Below are 19,477 nucleotides of genomic sequence, written 5' to 3' on the forward strand. Positions count from 1 at the left end.
GCCCCTGGAGATCGTCGAAGAAGACAGCCTCTGATCAGGCGATAAGTGGCGGAGACGGAGGGATTTGAACCCTCGGTCCCCTTGCGGGGACTCCACCTTAGCAGGGTGGTGCACTAGGCCTGACTATGCGACGTCTCCAGATGTCCGGCACGCCGAACACCAGGGACCATCCTAACGGGTCCGCACGGGTGCCGCGAACCGAGCGGCTTCGGACGCCGGTCGGGCGGCGTCAGCCCTCGTAGCCGTTGCCGTTGGAGCAGGTCTGCTGCGCGGCGGACTGGCCGGAGATGTTCTTCGACAGCTCGACCGGACCCGAGGTCGCGCCGGGCGTCGGAGTCGCGCTGGGCTCGGTAGTGGCGCTCGGATCCGCGGCCGGATCCGTCGGCGTAGGCGTCGCGGAGATCACGGCGTCATCGCGCTGACCGGCCACCTGGATCGGCTCGTTCGCGGCGAGCGCGGCCCACAGCTGGTCCGCACTGTCCTCGTCCGGGACCACCTTGTTCGGGTCGTCCGGGTCGGTGAACACCGGGTAGTTCACGAAGTTGATCTGGTCCAGCGGCACGTCCTTCATCGCCAGGGCGATCTGCACGAGCAGCGTCGGACTGGTCAACGTCGTGCTGGGAGTGACATTCGACATCACGGTGTTGGCGAGCTTCAACAGCGTCCCGGGGTTGCCCAGCACCTTCGCGGAGACCATCTTGCGGGCCAGCGACGACATGTACACCTGCTGGTTGCTGCCACGGCCGAGGTCGCTGCCGTCTCCCACGCCGTGACGGGTCCGCAGGAACTGCAGCGCCCAGTAGCCCTGCAGCGTGTGCGTGCCCGGCGGGAGGTTCAGGCCGGTGTCGGGATCCGTGATGCCGTTCGCCACACAGACGTCGACTCCGCCGATCGCGTCCGTGACCTTCATCACGCCGCCCCACGTGATCTTGGCGGCGAACTGGATGTCGAGCCCGGAGAGCTTGCTGATCGTGCGGGCCACGCAGGCGAGGCCGTTCTTGGGGCCGCCGGTCTCCAGGGTGGTGTTGATCGCCTGCTTCGAGGCGGGGCTGGTGTCGTTTCCGTCGGAATCGATGCACGACGGGATGGGCACCATGAGGTCGCGCGGGAACGTGATGACCGTCACGCGGCGAGGGCTGTCCGAGATGTGCAGCAGCAGGTTGGTGTCGTTGCGCTCCCCCGCATTCTCCGGGTCGGAGCAGCGGTCGCCGAACTCGGCCGCGAAATCCGGCTCGCAGGCGTCACTGCCGACGAGCAGCAGGTTCACGCCGCCCTTGATCGCCCCGATGTCCGGCGGCACCGATTCGCCGCCATCCAGCGCGACGGCCTTCGAGGTGAAGGTGGTGGACAGGTCATAGGCGACGTACGCCGCGACGCCGACACCCGAGACCAGCACCACCGCCATGGCGATGCCGAGGATCTTCAGGAGCTGGCTCCAGGCGCTCGGGCGGCTCAGCTGACCGTGCCCGGCAACGGGGCGTCGGGTTCGGGACGTCGCGCTCACTCGGTGCCTTTCACGGATCTGCGGGAAAATCGCGCCACCCTGCGCTCTTTCAGCGGAGAGTGTGGGATTCGAACCCACGGAGTATTGCTACTCACTGGTTTTCAAGACCAGGTCCTTCGGCCGCTCGGACAACTCTCCTCGCCGTGCCTGCGCACGCCGATCAGAGGTTGAGTCTAACGGAGAACCCGGTAGCGCCCGGTGAGCGCTCCTCCATTCTGCCGCGAACGCCTGGGCGGCCCCTGAATGAATGCCCAGGTCACGCCGGGGAAGGACTCAGCCCGCCGCGGGCACTGCGAGCACGATGCGCGCGATCGCGGCTGCCAGACCGCCGTCCGCGACGTCGTCCGTGACCTCGGTCGCCGCCGCCTTGACCTCGTCCGGCGCCTGCCCCATGGCCACCGCGCGACCGCCGATCCCCTGGGCCCAGGCGAACATCCCGACGTCGTTGCGGCCGTCCCCGGCGACGAACACCCGGTCGCCGGCGTCGCCGCGCGCCTCCTGGACGCGCCGGAGCGCGGTGCCCTTGTCGACGCCGCGCGGAGCGATGTCGAGCCACGCGGTCCAGCCGATCGCGTAGGACACCTCGTTGAGACCGGCGTCCTGCACGAGCCGGTGGAAGTCCTCCTCGTCGTGCCCGGGCGAGACCACGACCACGCGCGACACCTGCTCGGCGCTCAGTTCCGGGAACGCGACCTGGCGCCCGCCGTCGAGGGTCCAGTCGTCGAGCACGGCGGTGTACAGGCGCTGACCGGATCCGAGCTCCACCATGTACCGGGCGTCGGGCAGACGCTCGTGCAGCAGCTCGAGCACGGCCGTGGGATCGAACGTCTCCACGTTCCAGCGCTCGTAGGCCTCCGACGCCGGGCCGTCGACGGCGTCGTCCTTCCGGCGCAGAGTGACGGCGCCGTTGGAGCACACGACGTACTCGGGGCGGATGGCGAGCGCGTCGAGGAAGCGGTGCGTGCCCATCCAGCTGCGCCCGGTGGCGAGCGTGACCTCGTGGCCGGCGTCGCGCGCGCGGCCCACCGCCTCGGGCACGCCCGGGCTCATCGTCTCATCCTGCAGCAGGACAGTGCCGTCGATGTCGAGGGCGATAAGCCAGGGCGAGGTCATGCGTCCGCGCCCTCGGTCTCCGCGCCGAGCGGCCGCAGCACCTCGAGGCCGCCGAGATAGGGGCGCAGCACCTCCGGCACCCGGACGGATCCGTCCGCCTGCTGGTGCGTCTCCAGGATCGCGACGATCCAGCGGGTGGTGGCCAGCGTGCCGTTCAGGGTCGCGACGTGCTGGGTCTTCGCCGCGCCGGTCGAAGGGTCGGCGTCCGGACGGTGCCGAATGTCGAGCCGACGCGCCTGGAACGTGGTGCAGTTCGAGGTCGAGGTGAGCTCGCGGAACGCGCCCTGCGTGGGCACCCAGGCCTCGATGTCGTACTTGCGCGCGGCGCTGGATCCCAGATCCCCTGCCGCGACGTCGATCACCCGGTAGGACAGGCCCAGCGCGGTGAGCATCTCCTCCTGCAGGCCGACGAGGCGCAGGTGCTCCGCCTCAGCGTCCTCCGGGGTGGTGTAGACGAACATCTCCAGCTTGTTGAACTGGTGAACGCGGATGATCCCGCGGGTGTCCTTGCCGTACGACCCGGCTTCGCGACGGTAGCAGGTCGACCAGCCCGCGTAGCGGAGGGGCCCACGCGACAGGTCGAGCATCTCGCCGGTGTGGTACCCGGCGAGCGCGACCTCGCTGGTGCCGACGAGGTAGAGGTCGTCGTCTTTGTCGAGGTGATAGACCTCGTCGGCGTGCTTGCCGAGGAAGCCGGTGCCCTGCATGATCTCGGGACGCACGAGCGTCGGCACGACCATGGGCGTGAACCCGGCGGCGAGCGCCTTGTCGAGCGCGAGGTTCATGAGCGCGATCTCGAGGCGGGCGCCGATGCCGGTGAGGAAGTAGAAGCGGGCGCCGGAGACCTTCGCCCCGCGCTCCATGTCGATCGCGCCGAGCAGCTCGCCGATCGCGAGGTGGTCGCGCGGCTCGAAGTCGAAGGTCGGGATCTCGCCCACCCGGCGCAGCTCGACGAAGTCGTCCTCGCCGCCGGCGGGCACCCCGTCGATGACGATGTTCTCGATCGCCGCGAGCGCCTCGGCGGCGGCCTCGGAGGCCTCGTTCGACGCGGCCTGCGCCTGCTTCACACGTTCTGCGAGATCCTTCGCCTGGGCGACCAGGGCGGCCTTCTCCTCCTTCGGCGCCTTCGCGACCTGCTTGCCGAATGCGTTCTGCTCGGCGCGCAGCTCCTCGAACGCGGCGAGCGCGGCACGACGCGATCGGTCGGCCTCGATCGCCGCATCGACGGTCTCCGGCGCGTTCCCGCGCGCGGCCTGGGACTGACGGACGAGCTCGGGCTCGTCGCGGAGAAGGGCGAGGTCGATCACCCGACAAGTCTAGTCAGGCGCCAGGACGCGGATTCCCGGGCCGATGGCGCGGACGCACGCTGTCCGGCCCCGAGCGCCCAGCGGGTGACCGGGGATGCGCGGACTAGGCTGACCGCATGACTGACGACGCCGGACGCCCGCGCGCCGCACTCGTCGTCAACCCGGTCAAGGCCGACGCCCCGCGCCTGACCGGGCTGCTGCGCTCGCTGTCGGCCGAAGCCGGCTGGGACGAGCCGCTGGTCATCGAGACCTCGGTGCAGGATCCGGGCCAGGGCGCGACGCGCACAGCGCTCGACCATGGCGCCGCAGCCGTGCTCGTGGCCGGCGGCGACGGCACGGTGCGCGCGGTGTCGGAGACGATGGCCGGCACAGGGGTGCCGCTCGCGATCGTGCCCAGCGGCACCGGCAACCTGCTCGCCCGCAACCTCGGACTCGCGCTGGACGCCCCCTCGGCCGTGATCGACGCCGTGTTCCACGGCGACCGCCACCCCGTAGACATCGGCTGGGCGGAGCTCACCCGCGCCGACGGCGACGTGCACGAGCACGGCTTCGTGGTGCTCGCCGGCATCGGCCTCGACGCGCACATGATCGCGAACACGCGCCCGGGGCTGAAGAAGTCGGTGGGCTGGGTCGCTTACGTCGACGGCGCCGCACGGTCGCTGCCCGGCGCCAAGCCGTTCCGCATCATGTACGCCGTGGAGGACCGCCGCCTGCACTCCGTGAAAGTGCACAGCATGCTGTTCGCGAACTGCGGCGCGCTGCCCGCCGGCATCGCTCTCGTCCCGGATGCGTCGATCACTGACGGGGATCTGGACGTGGCGGTCATCCAGGCGCGCGGCCCGTTCGGGTGGGTGAAGGTGTGGCGCACGGTGTGGTGGCAGAACTCGGTGCTGCGCCGCAGCAAGGCCGGCCGGCGCGTGATCGAGCTCACCGGATCCAGCGGCTCGATCCACTACCTGCGCGGGCGCGACGCCGAAGCGGCGACCACCGAGCCCGCCCCGGTGGAGCTGGACGGCGACGAGTTCGGGGAGGCGGTGCGGATCCGCTGCCGCATCGATCCGGGGGCACTGCTCATCGCGCTCCCGGCCGGGCACGTGATCAACCCGGCCTGACCCCGGCCCCTTCGACAAGCTCAGGGACCGGTGGGCGCCGGTTCAGTGACCGGTGGGCGCCTGTTCAAGGCCGTCGTCGTTCGACGCGATCGATCGGTCAGCCGACGACCTTCACCTCGCCGTCGAGGTGGTCGCCCTTCAGCGCGAGCGTGTAGCCCGAGGGATCCGCCGGAGGCGTCACGCCGAGCACGGTGATGCGGGGAGCGAAGTCCATGGTGCACATCTGCGTCGCGTCGGTCTGGAACGTCACGATCGCTCCCGCCTTCTCCTCCACGACGTCCGACACGACGGGGCGACAGCTCGAGGATCCCCAGGTCAGCAGGAGGATCCCGCTCGGCGAGAACCAGCCGGCGGTCGGCGCGCCCTGCTTCGGCGCACCGAGAGCGCTGCTCCCCGTCAAGGTCAGCCGGCCCTGGGATCCGGCCCCGTCGAACGACAGCGTCACGTCCTTCGCCGGGTCGACGCCCTCCGGCACCGCGACGTAGGTCGCCCGCGGCGCGAAGTCGGCTGTGCATATCGCTTGCGGGTCCGGCTCGGCGAGCATCACTGTCACGGCCTGTCCGTCGGCGTTCACGTCCTGCACCGCCGGGGTGCACGCGGGCGAGGACGAGCCATAGGTCACCAGGCCGATGCCCCGACCGCCGTCGAGCCAGGCCGCGGCCGGATCCGTGGACGGCTCCGCAGGCGTCGATCCGGTCGGGACGGGCGCGCCGACCGGTTCGAGCTGCGCACAGCCGGCCAGCCCGATCGACAGTGCGGCGGCGATCGCCGCGATGGCCAGACCGGTGCGGATCCTCATGGGCACATGGTAGCCAGGTGCGTGTGCGGTGGCCACGGCCACGGGCCCGGTCCGCGAACTCCTCTCGGCGGCTACTGCAGCGACGACGTGAGACGGGCCAGGTTGTCCAGTACGGTCGAGCGCAGCGGCTGCTGCAGCCACTCGTCGAGGGTGAGCTCGCGGCTCAGCGCGCGGTACTGGTCCTCCACCGCGCGCACCTCCTGGACGAACGCCTCGCCGCGCACGAGCATCGAGATCTCGAGGTTGAGACCGAAGGAGCGCATGTCCATGTTGCTGGATCCGATCACGGCGATGTCGTCGTCGATCGTCAGGCTCTTGGTGTGCAGGATGTACGGCTTGCGGTACATCCAGATCCGCACACCCGCTCGCAGCAGCGCCTCGTAGTAGCTGCGCTGCGCGTGATAGACGACGGCCTGATCGCCCTCCTCCGACACGAACAGCTCCACCTGCAGCCCGCGGTCGCACGCCGTGGACACGGCGAGCAGCAGGGCCTCGTCCGGGACGAAGTACGGACTCACGATCATGATCTTGCGGCGCGCGCCGTAGAGCAGTCCGAGGAACAGCCGCAGGTTGTTCTCGGCCTCGAACCCGGGGCCGGACGGCACGATCTGGCAGTCGAGGTCACCCGAGCCGCTGCCCTGGGGGATGAAGTCGACGATCTCGGGCACCGTGTCGGTCTCGCTGTACCAGTCGGAGAGGAACACGGCGTTGACGCTCGCGACGACCGGACCGTCGACGCGCACCATGAGGTCGACCCAGTGCAGCCCGCGCTTGATGTTCTTCGGCAGGTTGTACGTCGAGTCGGTGACGTTCTGCGAGCCGAGGAACGCGACCTCGCTGTCGACGACCAGGAGCTTGCGGTGGTTGCGCAGGTCGGGCCGCTGGGTGCGTCCGCGGAAGGGCTGCACCGGCAGCATCAGGTGCCAGTCCGCGCCCATCGCGTCCAGCCGCCGGATGGTCTCCTTGTATCGCGGCTTCCAGCGGTTCGCCCAGTGGTCCAGCAGCACGCGCACCGGCACGCCACGGGCGGCGACCTCCTCCATCGCGCAGAAGAAGTTCTCGGTCGACGCATCCGACTGCAGGATGTAGAACTCCACATGGACGTACTTCTGCGCGCCGCGGATCGCGTCGGCCATCGCGTCGAGCGACGTCTGGTAGTCGGAGATCAGATGCGCCCCGTTGTCACCGGACAGCGGCAGCGCACCGAGGCGCTGGTTCATGCGGATGAGCGAGCTCAGCCACTCGGGGGTGCCGGGACGGGGCGTGCCCAGATGCAGCCCCTTGGTGACCTCGGCGATGGTCGAGTTGATGAGCTCCTGCTTCCTGCGCCGTGCCCGCGGCAGGCGAGGATTCCCGATGAGCAGGAACAGCAGCACCCCGATGTACGGGATGAAGTAGATGGCCAGGAGCCACGCGGTCGCGGCGGTGGGGCGCCGGTTGCGGGGCACGACGATGATCGCGATCACGCGGATCGTGATGTCGACCGCGATGCCGAACGCGACGAGCCACCAGGGCCACGCATCGGACGTCATGCACGTCCTCCTGAACCGGGGTGCGCCGCCGATCGGCGGCTTCGTCCACAGTAGCGGCTGGTGCGGACAACCCCGGGGAGCGAGGGCCGGCGGCTTGCGGCCGGCTCACGGTGCTGTTCGCGGGCTCCGGGCTCACTGAGTCTGACTCGCGGTGCGGGGCGCGGACCTCGGGGCGCGGGCTCGCGATGCCGTGCTGGCGGTGCAGGGCGCGCGGCGTCGTGCGTGGGCCTCGCGGCACCGTGCTGGATGCGGTCGCCCAGCCACCGTACTTCGCCGCAGCGGGTGCGGCCGTGCAGCGCCGATCAGGACGAGCGCGGCGGAAGACCGCGCGCGGCGCGCTCCTCGGCCTCGATGCGGGCGTGCGTCTGCCGTTCGGTGCGGTCGAAGCGGATGATCCCCCGCAGCACGAACCAGAACACGATGCAGACGACGATCGTGGGGATCACCGACCACGCGGCCGCCACCCAGAACTCGTCCATGTCCTCGATCCTACCCGCGCCCTTGGTGCGCGGGCTGGGAGCCGTCCACACACCAGGGGCGATCGATCGTTCCGCACATCGCGGATCCCTCAAGGGAGTTTCCCCCGTTCCGTTCCTGACGCGGAGCCGGATCCGGCGCAGTGCTGATCGTGGATCCATGACAACGATCGTCCATGCCGCGGGCGCCGCAGAGCTGCTCGCCGCCATCCCCGTGCTCACCGGCTTCACCCCGCGGGACTCCGTGGTGCTGCTGCCCTTCCGACGCTCGCGCACTGCAGGCGCCCTCCGCTTCGACCTGCCACCCGGCGCGGTCGCCGCGGGGCCGCCGCCCTCTGCGCCCGCCGCTGCGTCATCGTCCGGCGCGGGTCCCGGGGCGGCGCCGGCCGGTGTGGATCCCGCGGCGGCGCCGTCCGGTGCGGATCCCGCGGCGGCGGCCTCCGGTGCGGCCGCCGCGACGCCGCCGGTCACCCCGACCGCCGCCGAGTTCGCCGAGGCCGCCATCGGGCTCACGCGCCGCATCCCCGACGTCGACGGGCTCGCGATCGCCGTCTACGCCGGAGGCGGGGCGGTGAGCGACGAGCCGCCACCCGCCGCAGCCGTCGTGGAGGCGCTGCTCGGGGAGGCGAAGGCCCGCGGCCTGCACGTCGTGGAGGCGCTGCACGTCGGCGGCGGATCCTGGCGCGACTACCGGGATCCGCTGGCGCCTCCGCATCCGCTCTCCGAGGTGCCTGCACCTCCACCCGTCCCAGGGTTCGCCGGCCCCGCGCCGGATCAATTCAGCGGGACGGAGCTCCCCGATCCCGGGCTGTTCGCCACGGAGTCGGTCGGGAGGGCGCTGATCGCCCTGGAGCGGGTGCTGGGTCCGGCCGGGCCGCAGCGCACGCCGCCGGACGGGTCGGCCCGCGTCGATCCACGGGCGCACGAGACGGCGCTCCTGCTCGACGACCTGCCCTCGTTCCTGGAGGAGCTGCTGGACGCTCCGGAGACCGCGTCGCCGTTCGCGAGCGCGGCGCTGATCTGGATCCTGAACCGCCCGGCGCTGCGGGACGTCGCGCTCGTACAGTGGGCGAGCAGCATCGACTACGGCGACCGGGCCCTGGCCGCTCAGCTCTGCCACTGCGCGGCTGGGCTGGAGGTGCCGCCCGACGTCGCCGGCATCCTTGTGGGGCACGGTCCGGCCCCTGACCGCGACCGTCTCGGCGTCGCGCTGACCCTGATGCGCCGCACCATCGCCCTCGCCCCGCGACAGGCAAGAGGCGGACCCCTGGCCGCGGCGGCGTGGCTGTCCTGGGCGATCGGACGCGCGACGCACGCCGCGCGGTACCTGGATCAAGCGCAGGCCGTGGATCCGACGCTCGGGTTCACTCAGCTGCTGCGGGCCGTCGTGGACGCCGGCATGCTCCCGGACTGGGCGTTCCGCGCCGCCGCCCCGTGAACGCCCGGATCGCCCTCCCGAGGCGCGATGCCCCGGAACGGAGGGCGCGTCACTTCACGAGGGGGAAGAGGATGGTCTCGCGGATGCCGAGGCCGGTGATGGCCATGAGCAGACGGTCGATGCCCATCCCCATGCCGCCCGTCGGGGGCATGCCGTGCTCGAGAGCGCGCAGGAACTCCTCGTCCACGCGCATCGCCTCGAGGTCGCCGCCCGCGGCGAGCTTGGCCTGCTCGATGAAGCGCTCGCGCTGGATGACGGGGTCGACGAGCTCCGAGTACCCGGTGGCCAGCTCGAAGCCGCGCACATACAGGTCCCACTTCTCCACCACGCCCGGGATCGAGCGGTGCTCGCGCACGAGCGGGGAGGTGTCGACCGGGAAGTCCATCACGAACGTGGGCCGCTCCAGGCCGCCCTTGACGAAGTGCTCCCACAGCTCCTCGATGAGCTTGCCGTGCGTCGCGTGCGGCGGGACGTCGACGCCGCTCGCCTCGGCGAAGGCGATGAGCTCCTCCACGGAGTCGGACGGGGTGAAGGTGCGCCCAGCGGCCGCGGACAGCGAGTCGTACATGGAGATCCGGTCCCACTGGCCGCCGAGGTCGTACTCGGTGCCGTCGGCCCAGGTGACGAGCGTGGATCCTGCCACCGCGATCGCGGCGTTCTGGATCAGCTCCTGGGTGAGGTCGGCGATCCCGTTGTAGTCGGAGTACGCCTGGTAGGCCTCGAGCATCGCGAACTCGGGGCTGTGCGTGGAATCGGCGCCCTCGTTGCGGAAGTTGCGGTTGATCTCGTAGACGCGCTCGATGCCTCCGACGACGGCGCGCTTCAGGTAGAGCTCCGGCGCGATGCGCAGGTACAGCTCCGTGTCGAAGGCGTTCGAGTGCGTGATGAACGGGCGCGCGGAGGCGCCGCCGTGCTGCACCTGCAGCATCGGGGTCTCGACCTCGAGGAAGCCGTGGCTGGTGAAGGTCTGGCGCAGGCTCGCGTTGACCGCGGCACGGGCACGCACGGTGCTGCGGGCCTGGTCGCGCACGATGAGGTCGAGGAAGCGGCTGCGCACACGGCTCTCCTCGCTGAGCTCGCCGTAGGCGTTCGGCAGCGGCAGGATCGCCTTCGACGCGATCGCCCAGTCGTCGGCCATGACGGACAGTTCGCCGCGGCGGCTGGAGATGACCTCACCGTGCACGAACACATGGTCGCCGAGGTCGACGAGCTCCTTCCAGCGCGCGAGAGACTCCTCGCCCACGTTGGCGAGCGAGATCATGGCCTGGATCCGGGATCCGTCGCCGGCCTGCAGCGTGGCGAAGCAGAGCTTGCCGGTGTTGCGGCTGAACACCACGCGTCCGGCGACACCGACGACGACGCCCGTCTCGGCGCCCGCCTCGAGTTCGCCGTACTCGGCGCGCAGCTGCGGGATCGTGTGCGTCACGGGCACCGACACCGGGAACGCGCCGCCGGCGGCGTCGGCACGGTCGGCGATCAGCCGCTCGCGCTTGGCCAGCCGCACCGCTCGCTGCTCGAAGGTGTCCTCCCCGGTCCCCGAGCCGGCCGAGGCACCCGCCGCGGGGTCGCTGCTGTCAGGGGTCGGCGCGGGCGCGTCAGTCATGGGTGGGGCTCCTCGAAAGTCGCCGACCAGTCTACCGGCGCGCGCCTTCGCCCCCGCCGCGCCGGATCCGCCCTCTCCCCGTCCCGACGCGGGCCCGACGTCACCGTCGGGCTCTGACCGCGAGACTGCAACGGGACGACGAGACTGCAACAGACTGCTGCAGTCTCGTCGCGTGGTTGCAGTCTCGCGGTCAGGGGAAGGGGCCCGCGGTCAGGGGAAGGGGGCCGCGGTCAGGAGAAGGGATCGGCGGGAGTCAGGGGATCCGGCGGGGACGCCTCGCGCAGGGCGCGATCGAACGTCGACGAGACGAGGGCCGACAGGTAGCCGCCGGGGTTCTCCACCCCGATGCCGCGGAGGATCCCCGTCGCCTGGCCGACGATCGAGCGCGCGAACTCGGATGCGGTGGCGATGGCCTCTGCGTACGCGGGGCGGTCAGCCTCGTCGATCACGACGGGCTCGCAGCCGAGTTCCACGGCGAGGGCCTGCGCGATGGGCAGCACCATGGCCGGCGCGGTCACCGCGGCGTACGCCGCCTGGAGCTGGCGGAGGTCGAGCGTCGTTCCGGTGAAGGAGATCGCCGGATGCACGGCGAGCGGGATGGCGCCGCTGCGCGTCACGGGCTCCAGCACGTCGGTGCCGTAGCCGGGGTCGGTGTGCAGCACGAGCTGCCCGGGTTGCCACGCCCCCAGCTCCGCGAGGCCCGCCACGAGCCCCGGCAGCTGATCGTGCGGCAGCGCGAGCACCACGAGCTGGGACGCACGCACGAGCTCGGGCGGGTCCATCACCCTGACCGCGGGCAGCACGGCGGCCGTGCGGTCGGGGTCTGACCCCGCCGTCACGCCGACGAGCGCGTGCCCGGCGCCGGCGAGGGCCGCGCCGATCACCGGCCCCACATGCCCCGCCCCGACGATCCCGACCTCGAGCCGCCCCGCACGGGTCATGACGCGCCTCCCGCGGCGGTGCCGTCCGCACTCCCCGCGGTCCCCCCGACGGCGCCCGTCGTGCCACCGAGACTACCGAGGCCGCCGAGGCCCGCGCTCCCCGCGGTTCCCCCGCCGCTGCCCGCGGTGCCGCCGAGCCCCGCACTCCCCGCGGTCCCCACGCCGCTGCCCGCGCTCCCGCCGAGCCCCGCCGGCAGGGCGTGCCCGTGCGCCGCGGCTTCTCCGGCTGCCTCACGCTCTTCCGCCCAGCGGTGCGCGCGATCCGCGGCCGCCGCCCGCGCTGCGGCCCCCGGCAGTGCGCTCAGCATGCCGAGCAGCACCTCGGCGTCCAGCCCGGAGACGCTGCCACGCACCGGCCCGATGGCCGAGTGCGCCTGCGCCTTGGCGACCCGCTGGGCGCGGTCGATCGGGCCCTGATGCAGCGAGAAGCCCTGCAGCCGCGCGAGCGGGAAGACCGCCAGCTGCCGCCAGAGACGTCCACGGCGCAGCAGCAGCGCGAAGTCGGTCAGCGCCAGCCCGTGCCGGCGCCAGGACAGCGGTCGGCGCCACCACGCCCGCCGCGGGATGGTGGCGTAGGGGTCGCCTGCTACCGGCCCCAGCACGCCCTGCTCCCAGATCAGCGGCAGCACGTCGGCGGGCACGTCGGGCAGGATCAGCCCGAGCACCCGTTCGACGTCGGCCCGGACGCCGACGGGCAGCACGATGTTGAACTGCTGGCCCTGACTGGACTGCTGCTGGGATGCGGACTTGCCGCTCATCCGGTTGATCCGCACCGACCACCAGCCGAACGGGCGCCACAGCAGCGGCTGCATCACCTCGACGGCGAAGATCCGTCCGGGCGGGATCGTCTCGGTCACAGTGGTGAACAGCCCGAACGTGATCCGCACGCCGTCCGGCGTCGGCGCGATCGAGTAGCGCAGGGCCCGCGCGATCCGGCTCCAGGTGACCGCGATGGACGCCAGCAGCAGCGGGATCCCCATCGCCAGCGCGATACCCCCTGCGACCACTCCCCCGGCCGGACCCGCGTCGTTCAGCACCGCGGGCAGCGTGCCGATCATCGCGCCCACGAAGATCACCGCGAACACGGCGAGCCACACGAGGCCCGACAGCACGTGGGAGCCGACAAGACGACCGGTGGGGATCCGCAGCACGTGCTCCGGCGCGATGTCGTCGAGATCGACGCCCGCGAGCAGGCCGGTGACCCCCGCGTCCATCGACGCCGCCAGCTGGGCGCGCATCGTGCGGGCCGCCGCAGGATCGGCGACGCCCCTGGTCGCCTCACGGGCGTGCCGCGCTCCCGACGCCAGGCGCAGGATGTCGGTGCGCACCGCCTCCGCCCGGGCGGTGGAGAGGTATTCCAGCGGCACGTTGGCGTCGTTGCCGGCACCGTCGACCTCGAGCTTCGCCAGTCCGATGAGGCGGGCGGGGAACGGCCGGGTGAGGTTGACCCCCTGCACACGATCGAGCGGCGCGCGGCGGTGCGAGCGGAAGATCACGCCCTTGCGCACCTCGACATGCGCCTCGGTGATGCGGAACTGGTGGAAGCGCCACATCAGCCAGAACAGGGCGATGAGGAGCACGGCCAGGGCCAGCACGCCGAGCAGCACCACGATGACGAGGTTGTTGTCGACGACCCAGTCGACCGGGTCGCCACCGAACTCGGGCAGATGCGCCGGCGTGACGAGGGAGATGAACCACTCCAGGATCCGCTCGCGAAGGTTCGCGATGAGATAGCCCAGCACGATCACCAGCACCAGCCCGCCCTTCAGCAGCGGGGTGAGCGGATGCATCCGGTGCCACTCGCCGTCCGCGAGCGTCGGAGCAGCGGCCCGCGGCGTCGGACCGGACCCCGACGGCGGAACCGTGGACCCAGCCGGAGCAGGAGCGCCCGACGGAACCGGCGATTCCGCGCGCGGAACGAAGGCGCCCTGCTGCTCGGGGGTGCTCACAGGCCCGTCCGGCGCATCTCGGCGACGTCGATGAGAGTGTCCCGCAGCGACTCTGCGGCGTCCTCGGTCATACCGGGGATCTCCACACCCGTGGTCGCGGCCGCCGTGACGAGCTTGAGCTTCGCGATCCCGAACGCCCGGTCGACGGGCCCGCGGGTGATGTCGACGAGCTGCATCCGCCCGTACGGCACCGCGATCATGCGCTGCCACAGGATCCCGCGCCGGAACACGATGTCGTCGGCGCGGAGCATGTATCCGATCGCCTTGGCCTGCCGGGGCAGGATCACCAGCTCGATCAGGATCCCGACCGCGATCACGCCGGCCGCGGTCCACGCCCACGGCCACGGCTGGGACATGAGCGTCGTGGCGGCGTACGCGCCGACAGCCACGATGACGAGGAGGATCACGCGCAGGAGCACCTCGGCGACGACGTACTTGGGCGAGATCTGATGCCAGGATCCGTCGAGGGCGAGCGCGCCTCGCCCCTGCGGCGTGCGCAGCGCGGGATACGTGCCGTCATCCAGCACCGGTGCCGCGACCGGGGCCGTGTGTCCGACCGGCGCCGTGTGCGGGGCCGGCGCCGTGTTCCCGGCCTGTGCGTCTGCGAGCGTCCCGGCGGATGGCGTGCGGGTGGTGTCAGGATCCGGAGTCTGCGGCGGCTCGGGAATCGTCATCGTCGTCCTCCAGGCGCGGCCCGTTCTGGCCGTCGGGGTCGTGGGGCCCGTCTCCGGGCAGCATGCAGAAGCTTTCGGCGATCACCGCGGCGATCGTGAGCACGAGCGCGGCGGCAGTGGTCGCGATGATCGCGCCGATCGGCGGCGTGATCGGGCGGGAGAGCAGGTATGCGCCGAGCCCGGCGCCGAAGCCGGTGATCCCCGCGCCCACCAGGCTCGAGGCGCGTGCGAGCATCGCGATCCGCACGGCGCGGAAGGGGTCGACCCGGCGGCGCGTGGTGGAGCGGGTGGTCGCGCGCGTGCTGCGGCGGATCGGCCAGGCGAGCGCGAGCACCGCGATCGCGAGCAGGGCCAGGAAGATCGGCAGCACGATCGACGGCGTGAAGGTCGGCCGCCCGGCGGTGGTCAGGGCGTGGTCGAGGAGGAAGCCCACCGCCGCGCCGGCGAGCGCCAGCACGAGCAGCAGCGCCGGAGAGATCCGCTTCATGAGCCGTCCTCGAGCGCGGCCAGCAGGTCGGCGACGCGGCCCCGGCCCGGCAGCACCGCATCCGGATCCACGTCGAGCCAGGGCTCCAGCACGAACGCGCGCTCGAACGCGCGCGGGTGCGGCAGCAGCAGGTGCTCGTCGTCGCTCACCACGTCGCCGTACGTGATCAGATCGAGATCGAGGGTGCGGTCGCCCCAGCGCTCGGCGCGGATCCGGCCGTGCTCCTCCTCGATGGCGTGCAGCATGCCGAGCAGCACCTGCGGGGCCAGGCGCGTCGTCACGATCGCGACGGCGTTGGCGAACCGCGGGGCGTCCGGATCCGGTCCGTCCGGCCGCAGCGCGACCGTGGTGAAGACGCGTGACACGCGCACGTCGTCGACCAGCGGCAGTCGGCGGATCGCACGCACGGCCTCCTGGATGGTGGCGGCGGTGTCGCCGAGGTTCGAGCCGAGGGCGACGACGGCCTCGACCGGCGCCTCCTCGGGACGCGGGTCGAGCGCCGGCAGCCGGCGCCCACGGGGCACCGGGGGAATCGGACGGATCGGCGGAGTCATGCTCCTCCTGCCGTGGCATGCTCGCGGGCGCCGGACGCGGGCCGCAGCTGGGCGCCCGACACGGGGCGCTGCTCGTGCCCGTGCTGCACGCGCTGCACGGTGACCGCCACATCACCGAAGTTCAGCGGGATCGGCGCCTGCGGCTTGTGCACGGTGACCTCGACGATCCGCACCCGCTTGTCCTCGAGCACGGTGTCGGCGATCCGCACCGCGAGCGTCTCCAGCAGGTTCACCGGCTCGCCGGCGACGATCGCGGCGACCCGTTCGGCGAGCTCGCCGTAGTGGACGGTGTCGGCGACGTCGTCGCTCGCCGCAGCGGCACGCAACGGGAGGTGCAGACGCAGGTCCACCACGAAGTCCTGCCCGTTCTCACGCTCGTGCGCGTACACGCCATGGTGACCGAACACGGTCAGGCCCGTGAGCGTGATGCCGTCGAGGAATTCCATGCCCCCAGCCTACGGCGGGCCGCCCCGGTACGGTCCCCGAACGTGACCGCCGCCGTCTGGTGGGCGCCCGCATGGAGCCGCCGTGCCCGTGACGAGCGGTCGCGGTCAGCCGTCCCAGGCGCCGAGCACGGCGAGGGCGTCGCGGGTCGCGGCGACGTCGTGCACCCGCACGGCCCAGGCGCCGGCGCGCGCGGCGAGCACGCTCGTCACGGCGGTCGCCAGATCCCGGCGGCGCTCGTCGGCGCCGTCCCCGAGCACTTCGCCGAGGAACCGCTTGCGCGACGTGCCGACGAGCACGCGCGGTCCCAGCGCGACGACGTCGGAGAGCTCCCGCAGCAGCTCCCAGTTCTGGCCGGCGGTCTTTGCGAAGCCCACCCCGGGGTCGACGATGATGCGCGACGGCGCGATGCCCGCCGCAGCCGCCGCGGCCACGCGCTCCCGCAGCTCCGCGGCCACCTCGCGCCCGACCCGCGTGTACTCGGCACGCGCGTACATGTCCGCGGACGGGCCGCGCCAGTGCCCCAGGGCGATGTCGGCGCCGGTCTCCGCCACGGCCGCGAGCATCTCCGGATCCGCGAGGCCGCCGGACACGTCGTTCACGATCCGCGCCCCCGCCCGCGCGGCGGCGACTGCGGTGGACGCGTTCAGGGTGTCGACGCTCACCGGGATCCCCTCGGCGGCGAGCCGTTCGATCACCGGCAGCACCCGCCGCTGCTCCTCGGCCACCGGCACGCGCTCGGCGCCGGGACGGGTCGACTCCCCGCCGATGTCGAGCACGTCGGCGCCCTGCGCGCGCAGCAGGAGCCCGTGCGCGACCGCGCTGTCCGCGTCGGCGTAGCGCCCGCCGTCGCTGAACGAGTCGGGGGTGGCGTTTACGATCCCCCAGATCGCGGTCACGTGCCGGACCCCGAGCCGATGAGGGCGATGAGCTCCGCCCGCGCGACCGGATCCGTGTACACGCCGCGGGCGGCGATCGTGAGGGTCGACGCCTCGGTCTGCCGTCCTCCGCGCATGGTGACGCAGCCGTGCACGGCGTCCATGACGACGAGCACGCCCTGCGCGTCCAGGTGGGACGCGATCGCATCGGCGACCTGCTCGCCGAGCCGCTCCTGCACCTGCGGGCGGGACGCGAGGATCTCCACGACCTTCACGAGCGCGCCGAGGCCCACGACGTGCTCCCCCGGCAGGTACGCGATGTGCGCGTGCCCCGCGAACGGCAGCAGGTGGTGCTCGCACACGGAGCGGAACCGGATCCCGCGCAGCAGCACCGCGCCCGAGGGCAGGGTGTCCGGGGCGGGTCCGTGCGAGACGCTGATCGTGTGCGCGAGGGGCGCCGCGGGGTCTTCGCCGACCCCGGTGAAGAACTCGGCGTACAGATCGGCCATACGCGCCGGGGTCTGCTTCAGCCCCGGACGCTCCGGATCCTCTCCGATCGCGAGCAGCAGCTCACGGGTGAGCGCTGCGATGCGCTCCCGGTCGACGGTCATCGCTCAGGCCGTCGCGGGACGCGGCTTCCCGCCCGTCGCCGGCTTGCGGCCCGCAGCGGTGGACGGAGCGGCCTCGTTCGCGGCGGCACCCGTCTCGGCGCCGCGCTGCGGCATCTCGATCGGGGGCAGCAGCGACACCGGACGGTCCTCGCTGGAGAGCCACTGCGGACGCTCCGGGAGCTTCTTCACATCGGAGAAGATCTCGGCGATCTGGTTGTGGTCGAGCGTCTCCTTCTCGAGCAGCTCGCGCGCGAGCCGGTCGAGGATGTCGCGGTTGGCGCTGAGCACCTCGTACGCCTCGTTGTGCGCCTGCTCGATGAGCGCGCGCACCTGCGTGTCCACCCGCTCCGCGATGGTCTCGGAGTACTCGCGGCCACGGCCCATGTCGCGACCCGCGAACGGCTCGCCGCCCTCGGAGCCCAGCTTGACCGGGCCCAGGTCGGTCGTCATGCCGTACTCGAGCACCATCTTGCGGGCGATCGACGTCGCCTTCTCGATGTCGTTCGAGGCGCCCGTGGTGGGGTCGTGGAAGACGAGCTCCTCGGCGACGCGGCCGCCCATCGCGTAGGTGAGCTGGTCCTGCAGCTCGTTGCGAGTGACCGAGTACTTGTCGTCCAGAGGCAGCACCATCGTGTAGCCGAGCGCCTTGCCGCGCGGGAGGATCGTGATCTTCGTGACCGGATCCGTGTAGTTCATCGCCGCCGCCGCGAGCGCGTGTCCGCCCTCGTGGTACGCCGTGATGAGCTTCTCCTTGTCCTTCATCACGCGCGTGCGGCGCTGCGGGCCGGCGATGACGCGGTCGATGGCCTCGTCGAGGGCGCGGTTGTCGATGAGCTGTGCATTCGAGCGCGCGGTGAGGAGAGCCGCCTCGTTGAGAACGTTGGCCAGGTCGGCGCCGGTGAAGCCGGGGGTCTTGCGGGCGACGACTTCGAGGTCGACGCCGTTGGCGAGCGGCTTGCCCTTGGCGTGCACCTCGAGGATCCGCTGACGGCCCTTGAGGTCGGGCGCGTCCACGCCGATCTGCCGGTCGAAGCGGCCGGGGCGCAGCAGCGCGGGGTCGAGGATGTCCGGACGGTTGGTCGCCGCGATCACGATGACGTTCGCGTTCGGGTCGAAGCCGTCCATCTCGACGAGCATCTGGTTCAGCGTCTGCTCGCGCTCGTCGTTGCCGCCGCCGAGACCCGCGCCGCGGTGCCGGCCGACGGCGTCGATCTCGTCGATGAAGATGATCGCGGGGGCGTTCTCCTTCGCCTGCGTGAACAGGTCGCGCACGCGCGAGGCGCCGACACCGACGAACATCTCGACGAAGTCGGATCCGGAGATCGAGTAGAAGGGAGCGCCCGCCTCGCCGGCCACCGCACGCGCGAGCAGCGTCTTACCGGTTCCGGGAGGGCCGTACAGCAGCACGCCCTTCGGGATGCGCGCGCCGATCGCCTGGAACTTGCCGGGATCCTGCAGGAACTCCTTGATCTCGTGGAGCTCCTCGATCGCCTCGTCGGCGCCCGCCACGTCCGCGAACGTGACCGTCGGGTTCTCCTTGTTCACGAGCTTCGCGCGCGACTTGCCGAACTGCATGATCTTGCTGTTGCCGCCCTGAGCGCTCGACAGCAGCCACCAGAACAGCAGACCGAGCAGCAGCATCGGGATGAGGATCGAGAGGAAGCCGTCGAACCAGCTCGCCTTCGGCACGGAGTCGTTGTAGCCGTCCTTCGGGGCGGCGTCGTCGATCGCCTTCACCACATCGGCCGCGCGCGCCTCGACGTAGTAGAACTGCACCGTCTCCGCGCCCTTGTACGGCTTGGACAGGGTCATGTCCACGCGCTGGTCGCCGTCGGTGTTGACCACCTTGGTGACCGCGCCCTTCTTGAGCAGGTCGAGCCCCTCCTGGGTGGAGACCTGCGAAGAGGATCCGAGGTTCGTGATCAGCATGAATCCGCCGATCAGAAGCAGACCGATCAGCCCCACATAGAGGAAGGGATTGCGCGTGATCTTCTTGACATCCATGATCCGTTCAGCGTAGCGCGGCGCTGCTTGGCCCCTCCTGGGGATTCGCCC

At 71.6% G+C, this 19,477-nt stretch carries 18 protein-coding genes and 2 tRNA genes; 2 read left to right on the top strand and 18 right to left on the bottom strand.

Going from position 1 to position 19,477, the window contains the following annotated elements; translation table 11 throughout:
* Positions 1 to 46 precede the first annotated feature (46 nt).
* From AERO9AM_RS15865 to serS, 5 genes are all read right to left on the bottom strand, one after another.
* Positions 47 to 138: transfer RNA gene (locus AERO9AM_RS15865), tRNA-Ser, on the bottom strand.
* Between the two features lie 91 nt (positions 139 to 229).
* Entirely contained in the window at positions 230 to 1,504 is a 1,275-nt protein-coding gene (locus AERO9AM_RS15870) for an LCP family protein (RefSeq protein ID WP_159577021.1), read from the bottom strand.
* Positions 1,505 to 1,557: 53 nt separating this feature from the next.
* Positions 1,558 to 1,642, bottom strand: a tRNA-Ser gene (locus tag AERO9AM_RS15875).
* Between the two features lie 135 nt (positions 1,643 to 1,777).
* Complete coding sequence (locus AERO9AM_RS15880) at positions 1,778 to 2,617, bottom strand: HAD family hydrolase (protein WP_159577022.1); 840 nt, start codon at positions 2,615 to 2,617, stop codon at positions 1,778 to 1,780.
* On the bottom strand, positions 2,614 to 3,924 hold the full coding sequence (serS, locus tag AERO9AM_RS15885; protein WP_159577023.1) for a serine--tRNA ligase: 1,311 nt from the start codon (positions 3,922 to 3,924) through the stop codon (positions 2,614 to 2,616). Before serS ends, AERO9AM_RS15880 begins: the two co-directional genes overlap by 4 nt.
* 116 nt (positions 3,925 to 4,040) lie before the next feature.
* On the opposite strand from serS, the gene AERO9AM_RS15890 reads away from it, so the two are divergent.
* Positions 4,041 to 5,036: a diacylglycerol/lipid kinase family protein gene (locus tag AERO9AM_RS15890; protein ID WP_159577024.1), complete on the top strand. Its 996-nt coding sequence runs from the start codon at positions 4,041 to 4,043 to the stop codon at positions 5,034 to 5,036.
* 97 nt (positions 5,037 to 5,133) lie between these two features.
* Here AERO9AM_RS15890 and AERO9AM_RS15895 read toward each other — a convergent pair whose 3' ends face one another.
* The 3 genes from AERO9AM_RS15895 to AERO9AM_RS15905 form a co-directional block, all read right to left on the bottom strand.
* The gene (locus AERO9AM_RS15895) at positions 5,134 to 5,835 is read right to left on the bottom strand and encodes a hypothetical protein (RefSeq protein ID WP_159577025.1); all 702 of its coding nucleotides are present in this window, start codon (positions 5,833 to 5,835) and stop codon (positions 5,134 to 5,136) included.
* 71 nt (positions 5,836 to 5,906) lie between these two features.
* Positions 5,907 to 7,367 (bottom strand): cardiolipin synthase, encoded by a 1,461-nt coding sequence (gene cls / locus AERO9AM_RS15900; RefSeq protein WP_159577026.1) that lies wholly within the window; start codon positions 7,365 to 7,367, stop codon positions 5,907 to 5,909.
* 302 nt (positions 7,368 to 7,669) lie between these two features.
* The gene (locus AERO9AM_RS15905) at positions 7,670 to 7,846 is read right to left on the bottom strand and encodes a hypothetical protein (protein ID WP_201298663.1); all 177 of its coding nucleotides are present in this window, start codon (positions 7,844 to 7,846) and stop codon (positions 7,670 to 7,672) included.
* Between the two features lie 157 nt (positions 7,847 to 8,003).
* On the opposite strand from AERO9AM_RS15905, the gene AERO9AM_RS15910 reads away from it, so the two are divergent.
* On the top strand, positions 8,004 to 9,281 hold the full coding sequence (locus AERO9AM_RS15910; RefSeq protein WP_159577027.1) for a DUF4192 family protein: 1,278 nt from the start codon (positions 8,004 to 8,006) through the stop codon (positions 9,279 to 9,281).
* Positions 9,282 to 9,330: 49 nt separating this feature from the next.
* Here the strand turns inward: AERO9AM_RS15910 and lysS are convergent, their stop codons facing one another.
* The 10 genes from lysS to ftsH form a co-directional block, all read right to left on the bottom strand.
* Entirely contained in the window at positions 9,331 to 10,884 is a 1,554-nt protein-coding gene (lysS, locus tag AERO9AM_RS15915) for a lysine--tRNA ligase (RefSeq protein WP_159577028.1), read from the bottom strand.
* Positions 10,885 to 11,114: 230 nt separating this feature from the next.
* Positions 11,115 to 11,825 (bottom strand): DUF2520 domain-containing protein, encoded by a 711-nt coding sequence (locus tag AERO9AM_RS15920; RefSeq protein WP_159577029.1) that lies wholly within the window; start codon positions 11,823 to 11,825, stop codon positions 11,115 to 11,117.
* Positions 11,822 to 13,615 (bottom strand): PH domain-containing protein, encoded by a 1,794-nt coding sequence (locus AERO9AM_RS15925; protein WP_201298664.1) that lies wholly within the window; start codon positions 13,613 to 13,615, stop codon positions 11,822 to 11,824. Before AERO9AM_RS15925 ends, AERO9AM_RS15920 begins: the two co-directional genes overlap by 4 nt.
* A 155-nt stretch (positions 13,616 to 13,770) precedes the next feature.
* The gene (locus AERO9AM_RS15930) at positions 13,771 to 14,448 is read right to left on the bottom strand and encodes a PH domain-containing protein (protein WP_159577030.1); all 678 of its coding nucleotides are present in this window, start codon (positions 14,446 to 14,448) and stop codon (positions 13,771 to 13,773) included.
* On the bottom strand, positions 14,411 to 14,935 hold the full coding sequence (locus AERO9AM_RS15935) for a DUF3180 domain-containing protein (RefSeq protein WP_159577031.1): 525 nt from the start codon (positions 14,933 to 14,935) through the stop codon (positions 14,411 to 14,413). The genes AERO9AM_RS15930 and AERO9AM_RS15935 overlap by 38 nt, the downstream gene beginning before the upstream one ends.
* Positions 14,932 to 15,489 carry a 2-amino-4-hydroxy-6-hydroxymethyldihydropteridine diphosphokinase gene (gene folK / locus AERO9AM_RS15940; RefSeq protein ID WP_159577032.1) on the bottom strand — a complete coding sequence of 186 codons (558 nt, stop codon included), beginning with the start codon at positions 15,487 to 15,489 and terminating at the stop codon, positions 14,932 to 14,934. The genes AERO9AM_RS15935 and folK overlap by 4 nt, the downstream gene beginning before the upstream one ends.
* Positions 15,486 to 15,935: a dihydroneopterin aldolase gene (gene folB, locus AERO9AM_RS15945; protein WP_159577033.1), complete on the bottom strand. Its 450-nt coding sequence runs from the start codon at positions 15,933 to 15,935 to the stop codon at positions 15,486 to 15,488. The genes folK and folB overlap by 4 nt, the downstream gene beginning before the upstream one ends.
* A 105-nt stretch (positions 15,936 to 16,040) precedes the next feature.
* Positions 16,041 to 16,832, bottom strand: coding sequence for a dihydropteroate synthase (gene folP, locus AERO9AM_RS15950; protein WP_159577034.1), 792 nt, complete (start codon positions 16,830 to 16,832; stop codon positions 16,041 to 16,043).
* Entirely contained in the window at positions 16,829 to 17,422 is a 594-nt protein-coding gene (folE, locus tag AERO9AM_RS15955) for a GTP cyclohydrolase I (protein WP_159577035.1), read from the bottom strand. The genes folP and folE overlap by 4 nt, the downstream gene beginning before the upstream one ends.
* 3 nt (positions 17,423 to 17,425) lie before the next feature.
* Positions 17,426 to 19,426 carry an ATP-dependent zinc metalloprotease FtsH gene (gene ftsH / locus AERO9AM_RS15960; protein ID WP_159577036.1) on the bottom strand — a complete coding sequence of 667 codons (2,001 nt, stop codon included), beginning with the start codon at positions 19,424 to 19,426 and terminating at the stop codon, positions 17,426 to 17,428.
* Positions 19,427 to 19,477 lie beyond the last annotated feature (51 nt).

Origin of the sequence: Microbacterium sp. 8M (assembly GCF_902506375.1) — a bacterium.
Lineage (GTDB): Bacteria > Actinomycetota > Actinomycetes > Actinomycetales > Microbacteriaceae > Microbacterium.